General features: G+C 65.3%; 9 protein-coding genes and 1 pseudogene. 4 read left to right on the top strand and 6 right to left on the bottom strand.

Features of this window, described 5'->3' with window-relative positions:
* Positions 1–16: 16 nt before the first annotated feature.
* The 4 genes and pseudogenes from LT988_RS17550 to LT988_RS17535 form a co-directional block, all read right to left on the bottom strand.
* Positions 17–2,086 (bottom strand): hypothetical protein, encoded by a 2,070-nt coding sequence (locus tag LT988_RS17550; RefSeq protein WP_232406824.1) that lies wholly within the window; start codon positions 2,084–2,086, stop codon positions 17–19.
* Between the two features lie 112 nt (positions 2,087–2,198).
* A complete protein-coding gene (locus tag LT988_RS17545; protein WP_232406823.1) occupies positions 2,199–4,688 on the bottom strand; it encodes a S8 family serine peptidase in 2,490 nt (829 codons plus the stop codon).
* 335 nt (positions 4,689–5,023) lie between these two features.
* On the bottom strand, positions 5,024–7,462 hold the full coding sequence (locus LT988_RS17540) for a hypothetical protein (protein WP_232406822.1): 2,439 nt from the start codon (positions 7,460–7,462) through the stop codon (positions 5,024–5,026).
* A 704-nt stretch (positions 7,463–8,166) separates the two neighbouring features.
* Positions 8,167–8,529 (bottom strand): annotated as a pseudogene (locus tag LT988_RS17535) (IS1634 family transposase); the annotation flags it as partial.
* A 235-nt stretch (positions 8,530–8,764) separates the two neighbouring features.
* On the opposite strand from LT988_RS17535, the gene LT988_RS17530 reads away from it, so the two are divergent.
* The 4 genes from LT988_RS17530 (at position 8,765) to LT988_RS17515 (ending at position 14,177) form a co-directional block, all read left to right on the top strand.
* A complete protein-coding gene (locus LT988_RS17530; RefSeq protein ID WP_232406821.1) occupies positions 8,765–10,921 on the top strand; it encodes a recombinase family protein in 2,157 nt (718 codons plus the stop codon).
* 297 nt (positions 10,922–11,218) lie between these two features.
* Complete coding sequence (brxD, locus tag LT988_RS17525; RefSeq protein WP_269752147.1) at positions 11,219–12,079, top strand: BREX system ATP-binding protein BrxD; 861 nt, start codon at positions 11,219–11,221, stop codon at positions 12,077–12,079.
* On the top strand, positions 12,076–13,533 hold the full coding sequence (locus LT988_RS17520; RefSeq protein WP_232406819.1) for a DEAD/DEAH box helicase: 1,458 nt from the start codon (positions 12,076–12,078) through the stop codon (positions 13,531–13,533). The genes brxD and LT988_RS17520 overlap by 4 nt, the downstream gene beginning before the upstream one ends.
* A gap of 29 nt (positions 13,534–13,562) precedes the next feature.
* The gene (locus tag LT988_RS17515; RefSeq protein ID WP_232406818.1) at positions 13,563–14,177 is read left to right on the top strand and encodes a hypothetical protein; all 615 of its coding nucleotides are present in this window, start codon (positions 13,563–13,565) and stop codon (positions 14,175–14,177) included.
* A gap of 1,075 nt (positions 14,178–15,252) precedes the next feature.
* Here LT988_RS17515 and LT988_RS17510 read toward each other — a convergent pair.
* Both LT988_RS17510 and LT988_RS17505 read right to left on the bottom strand, forming a co-directional pair.
* Complete coding sequence (locus LT988_RS17510) at positions 15,253–15,792, bottom strand: GNAT family N-acetyltransferase (protein WP_232406817.1); 540 nt, start codon at positions 15,790–15,792, stop codon at positions 15,253–15,255.
* Between the two features lie 145 nt (positions 15,793–15,937).
* Positions 15,938–17,767 (bottom strand): lysozyme family protein, encoded by a 1,830-nt coding sequence (locus LT988_RS17505; RefSeq protein WP_232406816.1) that lies wholly within the window; start codon positions 17,765–17,767, stop codon positions 15,938–15,940.
* Positions 17,768–17,785 lie beyond the last annotated feature (18 nt).

Raw genomic sequence — 17,785 nt, 5'->3', positions numbered from 1 at the left:
CATCTTCTCCGCAGCGTTATGGGTCTTCGGCGGGTATCGGAGGAGGCAGCACAACGAGGGATTCCGGCGACTCCCAAAGGGTCTCCTCGATGGCGCCGGTCATCATGAATTCTCGAACAACGAGGGCCGGAGCCGGGGCCTCCTCCGGCGCGACCAGCACCAGCCGGGCGTGATCGGCCTCGCCCTCCAGGAGCTGCCGAACCTGATGCGTCCCCGCCTCGAGCAAGGCTTCGACGGCAAGACTTCCGCGCCCGGCCGGCCCGCCTCCGAGGACCACCAGCTCGGTCTCGTGGACCCGCACCGCCTCTTGCGCCCCGACCGCCAGCGTGACCTCCTCGGTCGAGATCCAGGGGCCTTCATCGAGTATCCCATTCTGACGCAGTAAGACAACGCGATACTCATAGCTCCGCGGGCTCCCCACGAGGCGCCGCAGCCCGGCTCGTTTCGGCGCCCGATCGCCTCCCTCCCAAGTCAGCGTTTTTTTGTGGCTGTACCCCTCATCCGCGTAGCGTAGCTCGACGACGATCGAGAGCGTGTCCGACAGCGGCAGAGGCACCGCCAAAACACGGATCGAGTCCCCGAAGGGGCTGTCGAGAACCAGGAGGTCGTCGTCAACCAAGCGCGGTGGGTCGGAATGCGTTGGCTCTCCCGGCAGACCGCGCCAGTGGGTCGTCACGTTCAGCGGCCCCGCTCCGGCGGCGGGTAGAAACAAATCTGCGCTGCGGGTGCTCGCGTCGAGGACAAGGGTGCGCTCGAGCTCCTCGGGAGCGGCCACGATGACCTCAACGCTGTCGAGCCAATCGAACTCCACCCTGCCGGCGATCACCGTGAAGGACCGCGGCGGAAAGAGGCGCCGGGCCGACACCACCACCAGGTTGCCGAGCGCCCCGACCCAGCCGGACTCCCGATCCTCGCCGCGGGTCACCAGCGGATCGAAGCGCGCGCGCACGCGATGCATGAGCGTCTCGTCGTTCCGCGCGACGAGCACAATGCGCTGCTCCGGGATCTCGTCGGTCAGCAGGACGGTCTGCTCAATGTCGTCGCCGGTATCGCGTGTCAGGTCGACCTCGACCGAAAGGATACCGAGCCTGGCGAGCTCCGGCTCGAGGCGGACGACGATCTCGCGCGTCTCCGGCTCGAGGTCGACTTGGTGGATGCGATCGGCCGGCGACTTCCCACCGAGCAGCCCGACGAGGCTGGCGGCCGCGTAGTGCTTAACCGGGACCGCGCGACGCTCGTGGAAGGCCCACCGCGAGGTGCGGGACACCTCTTCGCGACGCATCGTGAGCTTGAAGCTCAACTCGATGGCGGCGACCGCCTCGTCGCCGAGCGCCGCTGGCTTTTCGGGTGGCGGGAAAGGGCTGAACATGCTGGCGATCAGGTCCTCGCCGACTCGACGCATAGCCTCGGCGCGCCGACTCTCGACATCGCCACCCTCGTCGACCACTTTTACGCGGATCAGGTTCTCCCGCTCGAGCGCCTCCCAGGTCTTGGCCAGGCGGGCTCTCCCGTAAGGTGTCGTGAGCGCCCCCTCGGCCGTCAGACGGTCGTGGACCGCCTGCAGATCGGCCTCGACCTCGATACCCAGCGGACCAGAGAGGCCGATCGTTTCCAACTCGAAGATGAGGGCAGTCGGAAGCGATTCGTCGCGCAGCGCTCTATCGGCCAACGCGGCGCCAGCCTGGTCGAGGTGAGCTGCAAGAACGACGAGCGGATCGCCGACCAGTGACGGCGGCCCGACCGCCAGCGCAATCGGCGTCAGCCCCCCCTCATCGAGCCAGCCGACGACACGGACGGTCCCGGAGCGCCAGTCCGGGCGAGCCAAGGTCGGGGTTCGCCCGGCGCTGGCGAGGTCTCTCTCGACCGCCTCCAGCTGGGTTTCGGTCGGGGCGAGAGACGACTCGAGCTGCAACAGACCGCCGCTACCGCCTTCGCCGCTCCGATACAGCAACAGCGAGAGCCGAGGATCAGGGTCCAGGACGATCCTCGGCGTCTCGGGAACGATGTAGCGCAGGTCCTCGTCGGCGTGGTCGAAAAAAACGATCAGCCCGTGCAGATAGGCAGGAGCGCGTCCGGCGTCAAGCATCGATCGCCACCCTATGTCTTGGCCGGCGCCAACGGCAGAAGCCTCTCGCCGCGGCGAGGAGATCGCTCGTGCTCGGTCGACGGCCTGTCTCGCGGCGCACGGTCGCCTCCAGTCAGGACCTGAGCAGAACCGCTGCGTCGATGCGTCCCAACCCCCAGTCGTCGACCGAGTCGGTCGCTCGGCGCGAGCTCGCTAGCTCGAGCCTGTTGCGAATTTGTCCCATATCGAGGTTTCGGTCGATTTGCATCAGCGCCGCCACGAGCCCCGTGACCATCGGGCTCGCCATGCTCGTCCCCGACTTGTCGGTGACGCCGCGGCTCGCGTCGTCGGGCATCCAGGACTTGGCGGAGCTGATCACGTGCCCGGGAGCCGCGACATCGATAACCCGCTGACCCGGAGCGGCTGCTCGGTGCGGTCCCGGAGACGAGAACGGGGCGATTTCGCCGACAGGGCTGCCGGCCATACCGGGTCGACTGGTGAAGGCACCGACGCAGATCGTGCCGTGTCCGGAGCCGGGAATCCCGATCTTATGCGATTCGAACGATGCAAGCTGGTCGGCAGTGTAGGTCACACCGATCAGGGGCTGCGTCCGGGCCGCGTCGAAAACGAATCCGCCCCGATGCTCTCGGAAGGCGGAAAAACCGTGGACTATGCACGCTGCGCGGCCACGGTTACGCAGCCGGATGATCCAAGGGGCGGTTGCCACAGCAGTCGCCGGGGTAGGGCGAATCCAGTACACCTCCGGGTTGAAGTGGCGGTTGTTCGGACGTTCGGGCGGATTGTGCAGGTTGACCCTCAGGCCTCCGGGCAGATTTGTCGTAATTGCGCCGCCGGTGCGCCGCATGCCGATCTCGGGAGTCGCAAGGACAGCGTTTGAGGAGTGGCGCGCCGAAATCCGAAGCCGTACTGTTGTTCCGTCCCCGTTGTAGGCCCAGAAGCTCACTCCGTCGTTCGGTTGGCGCGAGCTGCCCCCCCGGCCGAACGGCTGATAGAGGACCGAAGCCTCGCTCCCCGCCGGGATCGTCGCCTGCCAGTGGGTCGGATCGCTTCGGAGGTTACCTGCGGCGGCGCATATTACGCGCCCGTCGAGGTAGCCTGGCATCGCGCTCGGAAGCGGCCCCAGGCCTGTTGCTGGAACAAAGTTGCGACTGACAAGCTGAGTGACCCCGATCGAGAGTGGATCGGTACCGTCGTGTGAGTGACGCTGGGTCGATAAGCTGATGTTGACGACGCAAGGCATTCCCAGCTCGGTCGCTTTTTGAAAGCAGTACTTCACCCCCGCGATCACGTCATTCACGTAGCCACCCCGAGAGCCAACGCCTGCCACGACGATCGTGGCTCCGGGGGCGATTCCGCCCGGCCAGGCTCCAAACGACCTACCCGCTGCGATGCCAGCGACGTGAGTGCCATGGCCCGAGTTCCAGCCACCGCTCCCGTCCGGCGCGTAGTCCCGTGTCGTCGTCACTTCGTCGTGTCCGATGTACTCGCGGCCGAAGTGCATCGACCGATAGGCAGCATCCCTGCCACTGCGCAGCCACGGCGATTCGCCCCCCGACTCCCACAGGTGCCAGACGGAGTGGATGCGCGTTTTGGTCGCGTCGTCGTGCCGCCCCAGAAACGCCGGGTGCCCTCCGTCGATCCCGGTATCCACGATGCCGACGACGACGCCGTGGCCGCTATTGGCCGCGGTCACGCCCGATGGAAAGGTCCGCGCGCCGAGGTTGAGCTCATTCATTGCATCGCTCATCGTCGGCCACACTGGCGTCGAGAGTTCGAGGTCATCGACATCATCGCGCTGGGCGAGCGCCATCACATGCTCCGGGGGGCAGCGAAACGTGCGAACAAACCCTGTGCCGTCGGCGACAAGTCCCTCGGGGAGTGCGGGAAGGTCGCTGCGAGGGAAGCCCTCCGCCACCGCGCCGATCAGAAGAACGTACGGGGTCTCGGTCGTTCCAACGATCGGCGTGTCCGAATCTGAGAGAGCTTCCGACAGCGCGGCAAGGTGGGCGGGCAGCTCATCCAGCAGCCCCGCGGTCGACGGCGCCAGAGCCGTGCGCGCGCCCTCCGGCACTGCGAGCCCGAGACCGACCGCGGCATGGAAGAATACGAACCGCGAAAATCCTCCGGAGCTGGGTTGGTACGCGCTGACTGTGTGCACGAGCCCCAGGCGCCAGCGCTCGGTCGCGTCCTCGCCTTGGTCCTCGATCCGGTAAACCAGCTGTCGGTAGTTGTCGGCCGGAGCCTGCGGGCTCCACAGCCGTTCCGGAACGAGGGCCGAGCAGTAGAACTGGTCACGCGGCAGGCGTACTTCGGCGACGTTCCCCGTGTCGGCCGCCAGGTAAGGCTCGCCGACCCCGGCCGGAAACTCACCCTCGGTGACCGTCCCCTTCGTATAGTAAGTGCCATCGCTCTTGTAGGTCCCGAAGTGGAGGAGAAAGTCCTTGAGCTCGGTGAGATCGCTCGTCGGCAGACCGGACGGAACCTCGGCAATCTCATCGAGGTTGCGCGCCAGCGCCTGGCGCACATTGTCTGAGGCGATGGCCTCCGCCCAGGATTCCGCATGCGCCGACGTCAGCGTGTTCTCCTCCTCGCCGGTGCCCACTGTCGGCGGCCTGAAGTCTGCGAGGATCCGCGCCATTGTCGGACGGGTGTCCGTGGCCACGTCGATCCGCTCCACCACCCAGAGAAGAACGTAGGTCCGGGGTTCGCCCCCGACATCCGTGCGCACCGCGTACTGGGGCGTGACCGAAGCGCCCGGCAGCGGGGCCAACGCGCTGCCCGAGTACTCTATGTAGTCGCCTAGCATCGCAAGCGGCCGGCCGGCCGGCTGCCGTCTTTCGAGATCCGCGAGGGTCGGCGAAGCCGGCAGCTCGGCGAGGAATGTCTCGAAGAAACCGTCTCGGTAGGTGGGGAGATCAGGATGCGACATGGCGTACCTCAGGGAGCCAGAGGATCGAGAAGGAGGATCTCTTCGTTCGTCGTGACCGGCCCGGTCGTCCGGCGACTACCGTCGTTGCCGAACCATGTAACCTCATAGATGTAGGACGTCGCGTCGGTGCGGGTCATCGGGACCCGCCAGGTGAACTCCTCCTGACCGGTGCGGAAGACCTGCTCGACATTCGAGTCCGCCCAGTCTGGCGCGTCAGGATAGTCAAGCTTGAGCTTGGCGAGCCGGAACCCCCCGTCCGCGAGCGGCCCGAGGAACATGACCCGGACGGTGAGCACGCCGGCGGCGCGGTCACCGACGACCACGAGGGGATTGTCTGTTGTTTTCCAGTCGTCTTCGCGCACCGCGCCGTCCTTGAGGAAGGCGGTGACGCGATAGGCGAAGCTCGCGCCGTCGTCACCCTCTCTGCGAAATGACCACTGTCCGTCGAGGGTTCCCTCGCCGAGTGTGACCGTTTGCTCGACCTCGGGCGCGGCGGTACTGGAGCGTCGGAGCTGCACATTGATCCGTTTGTAACGATCCAGGATATCGGCCAGTCTAAGGTTAACCGCGACCATCGACTCCGGAGGCTGATTGAGAACGAACGGCTCGTCCCCGGCGTGACGCATAGAGACGGTTTCCGATTCGCCGTCGGTGTAAAAGAAGACCGCGTCTAAACTGACATCGCGCTTGGCCGCGTCTTTCGGACGGATGCGCAAGTCAGCCGACGCCGACTGTTGCGTGAGGATTTTGGTGTCGGCGGCATCGATGCCCGAGGCGCTATCTGCATAGTGCACGCGAGCCTGAATTTGCTGTACCGAGTCCCAGTCGACCATCGCGGCTTCCAGATGGATCGGCAGCACAGAGCTGAAGGCCAGCGGGTTGATGTCGAGGTTCCGCGTGGTCGTCGGAATCCAGCCAGAGGTCTCGGTCGGCGCTTCATGCCCGAGCGCGAAATCCGGCCGGTAGTTGAGCGTCACCTGATACTCGACCTCCCGGGTGTCGCGATGGTCGATGAAGAAGCGGTAAGAGTGCGAGTCGCCCGGCGCGGAGAGCACGGCCTCGTCCTCGTCCTTCCACCGATCCCCTTCCTCTTTCTCGCCGTAGCGCAGCTTGACCACAACGGACGCGACGCCTAGCGCCTCGAGGTCGGCGGTGGTCGAGATCGAGCCTTCGATTGTCTTGAAGAAGTCGGCGCTGAGGTCGACTTGGAGGATGCGCCCCGGCATCCCCGACGCACCCTCGAGAAGCCGGATTTGCCCTTGTGGCGCGAACGAGCGCTCGACCGCGGCAACCTGGTGGAGCTCGTAGACGATATCGTGCCGCTCTTCCTGCTCGAGGCTGCGCAGCAGGAAGGCACCCTGCGGGCGCCCTGCCCGGTTCCAGGCCTCGACCGCCGTCATCGGCTCGTCGCGCGCTGTCGGCTCCTCGGCGTTGGTTCCGCCGCCACCTTCGGACTCTCCTCCAGCTTCCCCCTCGACCGCATCGGTCGCGACCGCGGCCCCAGGGCGCCGTGGTGCACCGGCGTCCGCGCGAGCGCCGACGCCCGTCAAGGCCGCCCTCGATCCGCTGGTCAATCCTGCGGTGATCGCCTGGATGTCAGGAATAGCGTCGTAGGCTTGCAGGGTGCCACGGTCGGCGGCGAGCACGGTTCCCGGACTGATCGCTGGACTGAAGAAGCTCCACTGGGCAAGCTCCTTGGCAAGCGTGTTCAACCGCGTCATACGGGCCGACGTGTCCTCTGGCGTTTCGTTCTCGTAGACAACCTCCTCAATCTCGATTCCGCCCGCCTTGCGCAACAACTCCATTTCACGATCGATGTCGGATTTGAACCAAAGGGTATTGATCTGCATACGATTCCGCAGGTGTTCGTAGACCTGGCGGAACTTGATCGTAATCTTGACGCCATAGGCGGGGTGCAGACCGATGTACTGGAGGTCGTAGATCAGCACCACCGGCGTGGCGCCTTCTCCCTCGAGTGCCGCCTTCATCAAAACAGCACCCTTCTTGCTGAGTTCGGTGCTGAATACAGCTCGCTGGTCGCCGTAGAGACTAGGCTTGCCGCTCGCGATTAGATTCTCGACGAATCGCACGCCGCCGGCTTCGGGGTCGGCTTCGCTGTCGAGCGCTACGACACGCACCGACCCTCCCGTGACCGGGACCGGTGCCAAGGTCGCCCGAACTCCGAACCGTCCGGACAACTCGTTCCGGATACGCTCGAGCGTATCCGGAGAGATACCCAGATCCGCGGTCATGGCGAGGAATCCGCCACCCTTCGCCTCATCTTCCTCTTCGACTATGTCGCGGTAGACGAGGAGCTGAAACATTGGTTGCCCTGCCTCGACCGCCAGCCGCGGCGACCCTGGAAGGCAGTAGAAGCGACTTTTCTCGTTGTAATCGCGATATACAGTTACGCCGTGCAGCTCGAGCGCTTGGTCGAGGTGTAGCATGTTCACTCCAGACGATCGCCGCGCGCCACCGAAGAGCGGAGCGAAGGCGCTTAGTCCCGGGTAGGCGTGGGCGCGAGCGTGTTGCCGCAGTGGCGAAGGGGCGGGAGTCCCGAAGCCGCGGAGACAACATGCAGAGCGCATCCCACACGCCGTCAAGCCATTTGAGGTCGCAGTCGTACCCGGCGGACCAACGGGGAGTCGGGCACGGCTGCCGCCGCAGGGCGAACCCAGGCACAAAAGGCCGTCGCCAAGGACCGAGTCCTCGCGGCAGCAGGATGCCCCGCGAGGTATCACGAGGGACACGCGACTCTCCGGGAGATCTATTTAGGGTTCTTGAATTCTTCAGGTTACCCCCTCGACCACACTATGTTATAGGCAGCAACGATTAGGTTTACGGTACTTGGTTCGCCGAGGTTCTGAGTCAGCAAACCCGAAATTCAACCGAAAAAGCTCGCCAAGAACGCGCTAGCCCATTCTCGTCCACCTGCTGCGTAAGATGCCGCTTAGCTGTAAGGCATCGACTGCAAGACCCGCCCCTAACCCGATTGCGCGCCTCGCGTTCCTCTCACCTTCACGACACGCAACGATCACGAGATAACTATAGACCATACGTAGCTAGCCCGTCTTCGACTATTCGCGTCCATTTTTCACGTAACCCATTGTTTGGCTGAAGCCGCAGGGGCAAAGGTCGGCACTACAAGCGATTAGTGTATAAGGGCATGAAGCGCGGCGGTGATCCTCGGTGGCGGCTGTGCGGGCAGTTGCAGATGCAGCCGGTCGAGCAGCAGTTGCTGGTCGGGCTCCGGCTCAGTGTAGCGGCTCAAAATCAATGTACGTCCATCGGTCGTCGGCAGATGCACATCGATCATCTGGATGGCGGCGAATTTCTCCAAGGCGGACCTTGGGGTCAGACCCGGAGCCAGGGGACGCAGACGGGCCTTCAGGGTGACCTGGAGACAATAGGCGAGGAAGGCGACAAAAATATGCGCTTCGATGCGTCGATCCACTTGGTGGTAAATCGGGCGAATACTCAGGTCACCTTTGAGTTCTTTGAACGCCTGTTCGATACCCCATCACGAAAACCGCCATAGATGTGTTTTTGACAACCCCCGAAACGTCACCAATACTGGATTGTAGGGCGTTGTTGGAACTTGCGAAATGGCTGGATCACCGGCATGACGCGCAAGGCTCCGATCGATTGGAGCACACTGCCGCCGCGGCAGCGAGAGCGCCTGATTGTCCTGCTGAGTCGCTTGGTCGAACATCGGCTGAGCGCGACCGGGACGGCAGAGGAGAACGCCGATGAGCACCGTCCTCTCGCCCGTGTACCGTGCGCCGATCAACCCGACGTACGGCAAGATCCAGTCCTCGCATCTGCAGCGCCAGGCCGTGGTCTATGTGCGCCAATCGACGCTGCAGCAAGTGGAGCGCCACCAGGAGTCGACTCGACTGCAGTACGCCTTGGTGGATCGAGCGGTTGAACTGGGCTGGTCCCCGTCGCAGATCCTCGTGATCGATGAGGATCTGGGCCGTTCCGGGGCGAGCGCCGAGGGTCGGCCCGGCTTTCAGCGCCTGATGTCCGAAGTCGGTCTGGATCATGTCGGCATCGTCCTCGGCATCGAGATCTCGCGCTTGGCGCGCAGCTCGCGGGACTGGTATCAATTGCTGGAGGTGTGCGGACTGTTCGCGACCCTGATCGGGGATGCCGACGGGGTCTATGATCCGCAGACCTACAACGACCGATTGCTGTTGGGGCTGAAGGGGACGATGTCGGAAGCGGAGCTGCATATCCTCAAGCAGCGCATGCTCGAGGGCAAGCGCGCGAAGGCGCGCCGCGGAGAGCTGCACTCGCTGCTGCCGCGCGGCTACGTCCGCGCGCCTTCCGGAGAGGTGCTCAAGGATCCGGACGCGCAGGTTCGGGGCGTGATCGAGACGGTGTTTCGGCAGTTCCAACGGTGCGGCACGATCAATGGGGTTCTGCGTTATCTGGTGGACCATCACATCCAATTGCCCGATCGCGTGCGCAGCGGTCCGCGCACCGGCGAGCTCGACTGGCGTCGCCCCAACCGCGTGACGCTGAGCAATCTGCTGCGCAACCCCATCTACGCCGGTGCCTACGTCTACGGGCGTCGCCCCACTGATCCGCGCCGCCGTCAGCCCGGACGCCCCTCGACCGGGCGCACGGTCGCGCCGCCGCAGCAATGGGAGGTGCTGATCAAGGATCACCTGCCGGCCTATATCGATTGGGACCAATACGAGCGGAATCTGCGCCAGCTCGCGGCCAATACCGCCCAAGCCGGCGGCGTGGTCCGTGCGGGTCCCTCGTTGTTGTCGGGTCGTCTGATCTGCGGTCGCTGCGGTCTGGCCATGGCCACGCAGTACACCAACAGCGGATCCGGATTGCGCTACACCTGCAGCCGCGAGGCGGTCGACTACGGGGCGCCGCTGTGTCAATCGCTCAGCGGCGCACCCCTGGATGCCCTGATCGGGCGGTTGGTCCTGGAGGCGCTGCAGCCGGCGGCGTTGGAGATCAGCCTGCAGGTCGCCGACGACCTCCAAGCCGAGCGCGCGCGTCGGCACGCCCACTGGCAACAGCGTCTGGAGCGCGCCCGTTATGACGCCGAGCGTGCCGCGCGGCAGTATCGAGCGGTCGAGCCGGAGAATCGGCTGGTGGCGCGCACCCTGGAACAGGATTGGGAGGCAGCCCTGGCCGCGGAGGATCAACTCAAGGCCGAGTATGCGCGTTGCCTGGCGAGCGAGCCGACCGCCTTGTCGGCCGAGGAGCGCGCGCGAATCCGCCGACTCGCCAGCGACCTTCCGGCCCTGTGGAACGCCGAGACCACCGGCAACGAGGAGCGCCAAGCCATCGTGCGACTGCTCGTGGAGCGGGTCATCGTCACGGTCGTCGACGACAGCGAGCAGGTCACCGTGGAGGTGCACTGGATCGGGGGTCACCACACCCGGGAACGCCTGACCCGCCCGGTGGCGCGTCTGGAGCAGCTCAGCACCTATCCCGAACTGGCGGCGCGTGTTCTATGCTTGCACCAAGAGGGGCAGACCTGTGCGCAGATCGCCCGGCAACTCAATGCCGAGCGGTGGCATCCGGCCAAACGGCGCCAGACCTTCAACGCCGCGATGGTCGCCAATCTGCTCGCCCGCCAAGGCTTCTCGGCGGGTTCACCGACGCGCCGACAAGCGCCTTGGGTCGATCGGCAGGCCGACGAATGGAGCATCAGCGAGTTGGCGCTGGAACTGGAGATGCCGTCGGTCACCCTGTTCAGCTGGCTGCGCAAAGGCGTGCTGCAGGCCCGCCGGGTCGAGCGGGGCGGCCACCGCCAATGGTTGATTCGCGCCGACGCCGCCGAGGTCGAGCGCCTGCGTGCCCTGCGCAGCGTCCCCCGCCGCTGGGCGCGGCATCTCCGCGTCGGGAGCGACGATCCCTCCGTCGACCCTGCCTGAGTGATTTATGGAGGCACCATGTCTGGTAAATCTCGACTTCGGTCAGTTGGATATACCAGGTCCAGAGTTGAACGGGGTCGTTGCTGGCGAGATTGGAACGTAATAAGTAGCGGCCCTCACGGCGGCGGACCTGACGTAGCTTTTTGCGATTGAGCGAAAAGGTGAAGGTTTCGGCAGTGACGGATTCATCTGGCGCAGGCACCTGAATACGCATCAACCCATAGGCGCGCCCGGTGTCTTTCTTGGCCGCACCGAGCTTCAATAAGAGTTCATCACGGCTGAGGGTTTGCCGTTGCAATTCAGGAGCAGCGGCTCGCTGCCATCAATCGCTATGCCCCGGCGTTTTCGACCGCGTTGCGAGCCTACAGGCGGGCGCTCGGCGCGGGAGAGACCGCCATCGCCGACGGCATCCTCGCTTGGCTGGCCGGCGAGCCCAATGTGGGCATCGCTGCGAAGCGCTACGCGGGCGTGAAGGGCGACATCGACCACTTTGCGGCGCTGAGCTTCCTGCAAGGACTGCTCGTGATCCTCCGCGATGCGGGCTTCGCCGGGCTTCTCCTGGTGCTCGACGAGGTCGAGACCCTGCAGCGCGTGCGCGGCGACGTGCGCGAGAAGAGCCTCAACGCCCTGCGACAACTCATCGACGAGGTCGACGCCGGGCGATTCTCCGGACTGTACATCCTGGTGACCGGTACGCCGGCCTTCTTCGACGGCCCGCAGGGTGTGCAGCGCCTGCCGCCACTGGCCCAGCGTCTGCACACCGACTTCGCCACCGACGCACGCTTCGACAACCCGCGCGCGGTGCAGGTGCGCCTGCCGGGCTTCGACCTCGCTCGCCTTGGGCTGGTTGGCCGCCGTGTCCGTGACATCTACGCAGGGGGCCAACCCAGCCAAGATCGGCTGATGACCCTGGCCGATGACAGCTACATCGATACCCTGGCCGAGGCGGTCACGGGCAACCTTGGCGGTAAGGTCGGCATCGCGCCGCGGCTCTTCCTCAAGAAGCTGGTGGGCGATGTGCTGGACCGCATCGACCAGTTCGCGGATTTCGACCCCCGGCAGCACTACGCCTTGACGCTGCAGGATTCGGAGTTGACCGCGATCGAGCGCAATGCCCGCGCGGCGCGCAGTGTCGACGACATCGAGCTCGACCTGTGACGGCCTTCGACCGGTTGCACCCGGCGGTCCAGCACCACATCGTCAACAGTCTCGGCTGGAAGTCGCTGCGGCCGCTGCAAGAGGCGGCGATCGGGCCTGTTCTTGCTGGGCATCATGCGCTGTTGCTGGCACCCACGGCGGGCGGCAAGACCGAGGCGGCAGTCCTGCCGGTCTTGTCGCGGATGCTGAGCGAGGACTGGCGTGGACTCAGTGTCATCTACGTCTGCCCGATCAAGGCGCTGATCAACAATCTGGCGGAGCGACTCGCTGCCTACGCGGGGCTGTTCGGGCGACGCGTTGGTGTCTGGCACGGCGACATCCCGCAGGCCGAGCGGGCGCGAATCGTGCGCGAGCCGCCGGACCTCCTGCTGGCGACGCCGGAGTCGCTCGAGGTGGTGCTTGTCTCGCGGCGTGTGGCGCACCGGGAGCTCTTTCGAACGCTGCGAGTCGCCATTGTGGACGAAATCCACGCGTTCGCCGGCGACGACCGCGGCTGGCATCTGATCGCGCTACTCGATCGGCTTGGGCACCTGACTGAGCGGGCGCCTCAAAGGCTGGGGCTGTCGGCAACGGTCGGCAACGCTAAGGAGCTGCTCGACTGGCTGGTCGCCGGCAGCCCAGGGGAGCGGCAGGTGGTCGCTCCAGACGCCGGCCCGGCCGCGAACGCCGACGTGCTGGTCGATTTCGTAGGCACGATCGAGAACGCCGCCGTCGTCATCTCCCGGCTGCACCGGGGCGAGAAGCGACTGGTGTTCTGCGATAGCCGCACCCAGGTCGAGAATCTCGCATCAGGGCTTCGGGCGCTCGGAGTTCACACCTTTGTGTCGCACAGCTCGCTGAGCGTCGATGCACGACGCCTGGCCGAGCAGGCTTTTGCGAGCGGCGAGAACTGCGTGATCGTCGCGACAAGCACCCTGGAGCTGGACATCGACGTCGGCGACCTCGACCGGATCATCCAGATCGATGCGCCGCACAGCGTGGCGAGTTTCCTGCAGCGGCTCGGACGCACCGGTCGGCGACAAGGCACACGGCGCAATTGCTTGTTCCTCGCGATCCGCGACGAGGCCTTCCTGCGAGCGCTAGCACTGCTTCGGCTTTGGGCCAGCGGCTACGTCGAGCCGGTGACGCCGCCGCCGTTGCCCTACCAGGTCATGGCCCAGCAGGTGCTGGCGCTCACGCTGCAGGAGGGCGGAGCGGAGCGCTACGCCTGGGCCGACTGGCTCGCCGGGTTCCGTCACGCCACGGGAATCGGCGTCGCTGAGGCCCAGGCGCTGATCGCGTACATGATCGACGAGGAGCTGCTGTTCGAGGCCGATGGCCTGCTTTCCGTCGGTAGCGGCGGAGAGGCCAAGTACGGACTGCGGAACTATCTGGAACTCTTCTCCGTCTTCAACAGCCCGCCGCTGTACGCCGTTCTGCACGGCCGAACCGAGATAGGCCAGGTCCACCCCTGACGTTCCAGGCACCCGGCCAGGGGCCGCTCTTGATCTCACTCGCCGGACGCGGTTGGTTGGTCAAGCACGTCGACTGGGTCCGCCAGCGGGCCTACGTCGAGCCCAGTGACGCCAAGGGTCGCTCGCGCTGGCTGGGTGGCGGACAGGGCATGCACTTTGACCTCTGCCAGGCCATGCAGACCGTGCTAACGGACGAGTCGGCTCCGAGCTGGCTGTCCACACGCGGTCAGGCGAAGCTGGATGAGCTCAGGGCGTCGCTCGATTGGGTTCGCAAGGGCAGCACGACCGCGGTCCACGACGCAGAAAAGCATCTTTGGTGGACCTTCGCCGGCCGTCGCTTGAACGCCGTACTTGCCGCGAACCTCGGCGCGGATCGGTCTGCCGAGGACTGTGACGACTACGCGGTCTGCCTCACCCGGCGCGCAAATGCTCAAGGTCTACACGATCGGGCAGCCGAACTCGCCAGGCGCGCTCCATCCGATTTCCAGCTGCGCTATGCCGAAGAGGCCTTGGAGGCCCAGAAGTTCATGGACTGCGTGCCGCCTCGCCTGCGGCGTCGGGTGCTCGAGCGAAGGCAACTGGCTAAGCCCGAGATCGAGTGGGCGGGGGACGCACCGATAGTCGATGTGCATATCGCTTCGTGAGCATTGCGCCGATGAGACCACCGCCGGGTGTCCCGCAGCGGAGAAGCAAGGTGGCCGCAAGCGCAAGGGTGTGGAGATAAGGGATCTCGGCTTCCGCTGGGTCTCCTGCAGCTAGGCCGCGAACGTTGCCTTTCACTGAGCCACGGCCACCTTGCCTGCCACTGTGAGGGACCATGTCATCGTCCATGCGCTGGCACATCTCAGCGAGCCCAAACGCACCCCGGGGTGTTGGCGACGGGTGGGGCGGGCCCTGGCGGAGTGGGAGCGGCGTTAGGCGTGGCTTGCGGAGCATGGGGGCGGCATGTGGTGCTGTAACGAGTAAGGGAACAAACCCGCACGAACCTCGGGCGTCAGGTCAGGCCCGGGAGCTTGCTCTCCTTGCGGGGGCGGCTCTGGCGATGGCGTCACACTGCGCCCGTGCCCCGAGACCCGTTGCTTCGGTGACTGCAAAGGACGCCTATGGAAAGCTTTCCATAAGCGTCCAGAACGGTCGCCTAGGACGAAGCGCCGAGCAGCAGATCCGGGTCGTCTCTTGCCGCCCGATCACGTGGACTTGATCGACTGAAATACACGCTCACCGGGTCGCCAGCCGAGCGTGAACTGGTCCCCTCAGGTCGCGACAGGGTCGCGGTCTCCGTGGCCCATTCCCGTCGAGAACACCCCTCGCATTCCGCTGGCAACGATAATCCATCGACGCCGAACCGGCAGCTGAGATCGCATGCCGCAGGCCCGCTTTGCTACCCGGTAAGGGTTGCGCTCCGACCGGATATGGCCGCCACGAGCGACGGTCGAGCTCCCGATTCGCTCCGAATGTCGACCCCCGCCACACCACGCGAGCACCTGTCATCTACCGCGGAAACCCGCGATAGAGCCGATCCACCCGGTACCGAAACCATGCGAGAGACGCCGTGCAGGCTGAAAGCAAGGCGGCCTGAAGCAGCCTTTGGGCATTCAGGATCAGATCAGACGGCCGGCGTCCGCCCCGGCACGAGCGCGCGTATCGGCCGATCCGGACGAGGCGGTTCCGGTGAACGGCCGGCCGCTCAGTCCGCTGCGATCGGCGCCGCGCCCGCTGTCAGATCTCGTTCGCACGCGGCGGCGACGGTCCGACCGCTCCGAATCCCTCGTGGAACGCGACAGTGCCCCGCGGCAGCGTCCCTTCGAAGGACACGGCGAAGAAGACCTCGGGCGGAACGCCCTCGAGAACGAGCTGCGGGCAGTTCTCGAACCCGAACTTTCGGTAGTATTCCGGATGCCCGACCAGGCAGCAGCCGCGCGCCTGCATGCGCTTAAGCCGCGACAAGCCTTCACGCACCAGGGCTTGACCGATGCCTCGGCGCTGAACCCGGGGCAAGACCGAAATCGGGCCAAGTCCGTACCAATCCCGTGTGCCGTCCGATAAGGTCACGGGCGAGAAGGCGATGTGGCCGACGACACGGCCATCGACCTCCGCGACGAGCGAGAATGCAAGGGCCTCGGCGGCGCGGAGCGCGTCGATGATGAAGTGTTCGGTCTGGTTGCTGATCTCAAGGTCCCGAAACGCCGCGACCGTCACCTCGGCGATCGCGGCGATATCGTCGTTCGTCTCGTTCCTGATCGTCATGTCCGACGTCATGATTTCGTTTTCCTCCGCTCGGCAACCCGCCGTGCGTAATGGTCGGTTGCCTCGGCTTGGGGGGAGAAACACCACTCCCGTTGCTTGGGCGAACCTGCTTCTTTGCGGGAGCTACCGGCGGGACGCGGAACCCTGAAACTCACTTTCAAAACGCATCCTCGCCGTAGGAATAACCGGTTGCATCGACGCCACTCGGAGAGTCCATCGGCATTCCGGTCGATGGGTTGATCCAGAAGTCATCGCTCTCCGCATCGGCCTGCTGTTCGCTCCCGTTCCGCGGGAATGTCAGCCAGAGGACCATCATCCCGATCAACAACCCCGTGATGGCCACGTGCCTGTCGAGCAGGAACATGCCGACGAAACCGCAGGGCACACCGATGATCCACCAGACACGCGACCGCACCGTTTTCAATGCGCGCCACACGCGCTTGCTCCTATTCATCCCCGACCTCCGTTCCACTCTTGAACCTTCCTCGGAACACAGTCGTGGGGTCGAAGTGAAGAGGCCCTTCAACCTCGACGTGCCGACGCTTCGGGACCCCGATCGCTCGCGAATCTCGCCGAGCGTCGCGATCACGACACCGTAATCGATGTGGGCTTTGTTGACACCGTCTTTTTGATAGAAGCTCTCGTTCGAGGCATCCTTGGGTAGCCCGGCCCAGATGCGGGACAAGTTGCGGGCGAAGTCGTGATCGCTGATCCCGCCACGCATCCAACTGCTCATGCCGGCATCGTTTGCGAGTCGCACCGCCATCCGATCCTGGAGGTCACGGCTGAACAATTCCTCCCCGGTCAACCCCATCCGATCGATCAACCGATCGAAGGTGTCCGGAATGATCTGATAGCGACCGATCGCCGACCCTCCGTTTCCGCTCTCCAAGAGACGACTCTGAAGCGTTCGTACCTCGGACACCGTCATCCGGGTCAGGTCGATCGCGCTTTGGTCGGCGTTGCCGAACCAGGCGTTGTAGTTGCCGCGTGATTCGGGTCGGGCCAGCAGATCCAGCACCTCGCCGCGAGGTCCCGGCGTCACGCTGCGGTCCATGACCGCGCGGTCGCTCGCCTGCGAAGCGCCACTCAGTCCATCAGTCTTTTTTTTTGAGCCGATGCCTTGCGTATTGTAGGTGCCGATCAAGCGCAGATCGCTGTCGTCGCGGGACACCGCCGAGCGTTCGACGAGGTCGGCCACATGTTGACCCCTCGCGCCACCCCCGGCCTCGTCGATGACCGCTTGACGGGCCGCCTGTTGCGCAGCGCTCGGCGCGAAGGCAAACACGGAATTCGTGGCTTCCCGGAACAGGATCTGCTGGGAATCCGTCAGGCCGTGGCCGGCAACCTGCTGCAGACGGGCGTCGATCATGGCGCCCCGTGCCTGCGTCCAGCCGACCTCGCCACCTGCAGCCTCCCGTCCGGCAGCGACCGCCGCGGAGACATCGCCTCCGCTCGCCAAGGTGGAGCCGAAGGCCTTCACGGCCGCGACGGTCTGTCCAATGGCAGCACTTGCCCCTGCGCGCGCCAAGGCCCCCGAGTCCGCAAGCTTCACGAACGTGCCCCCGACTTCGTTGTGGATGGCCTGCGCCGCGGGTCGCGGCAAGATCGCACGCCGGTCGATCTCCGCCCCGATGCGCTCGCGAACCTGCTCACGCACTTGATCCTGTCTGGCGGCAAGGCCCTCTGCTGCAGACTCACGGTTGGCGGCATGGAAGTTGTCGGCGGCACTTGGCCGATACCGGGTCTCGACCGAACGCCCGTGCGCCTCGATGTCGCCACGCAGGCCTGCGACGTTCTCGCGAGGATCCCGCACATCGCCGTTCTCCACGGCGCCTCGGGCGGCGCCGAAGCGCGGAGCGGACTCGCGCAGATCATCGTTGCCGTGCGGGTTCACCGAAGGCGCGTGTGTTCCAAAGGTGTCCGCCAGAATGCCGTAGCCGGCCTCCTTCGCACTTTGGGCCTCCGCGGGGGTGAATCGCCGCAAGGTCGTTCCGTCCGCGTG

Origin of the sequence: Thiocapsa bogorovii (assembly GCF_021228795.1) — a bacterium.
Classification (GTDB): domain Bacteria; phylum Pseudomonadota; class Gammaproteobacteria; order Chromatiales; family Chromatiaceae; genus Thiocapsa; species Thiocapsa bogorovii.
Note: the sequence above shows the minus strand (reverse complement) of the source record. Positions and strands in the feature narration are given on the sequence as shown.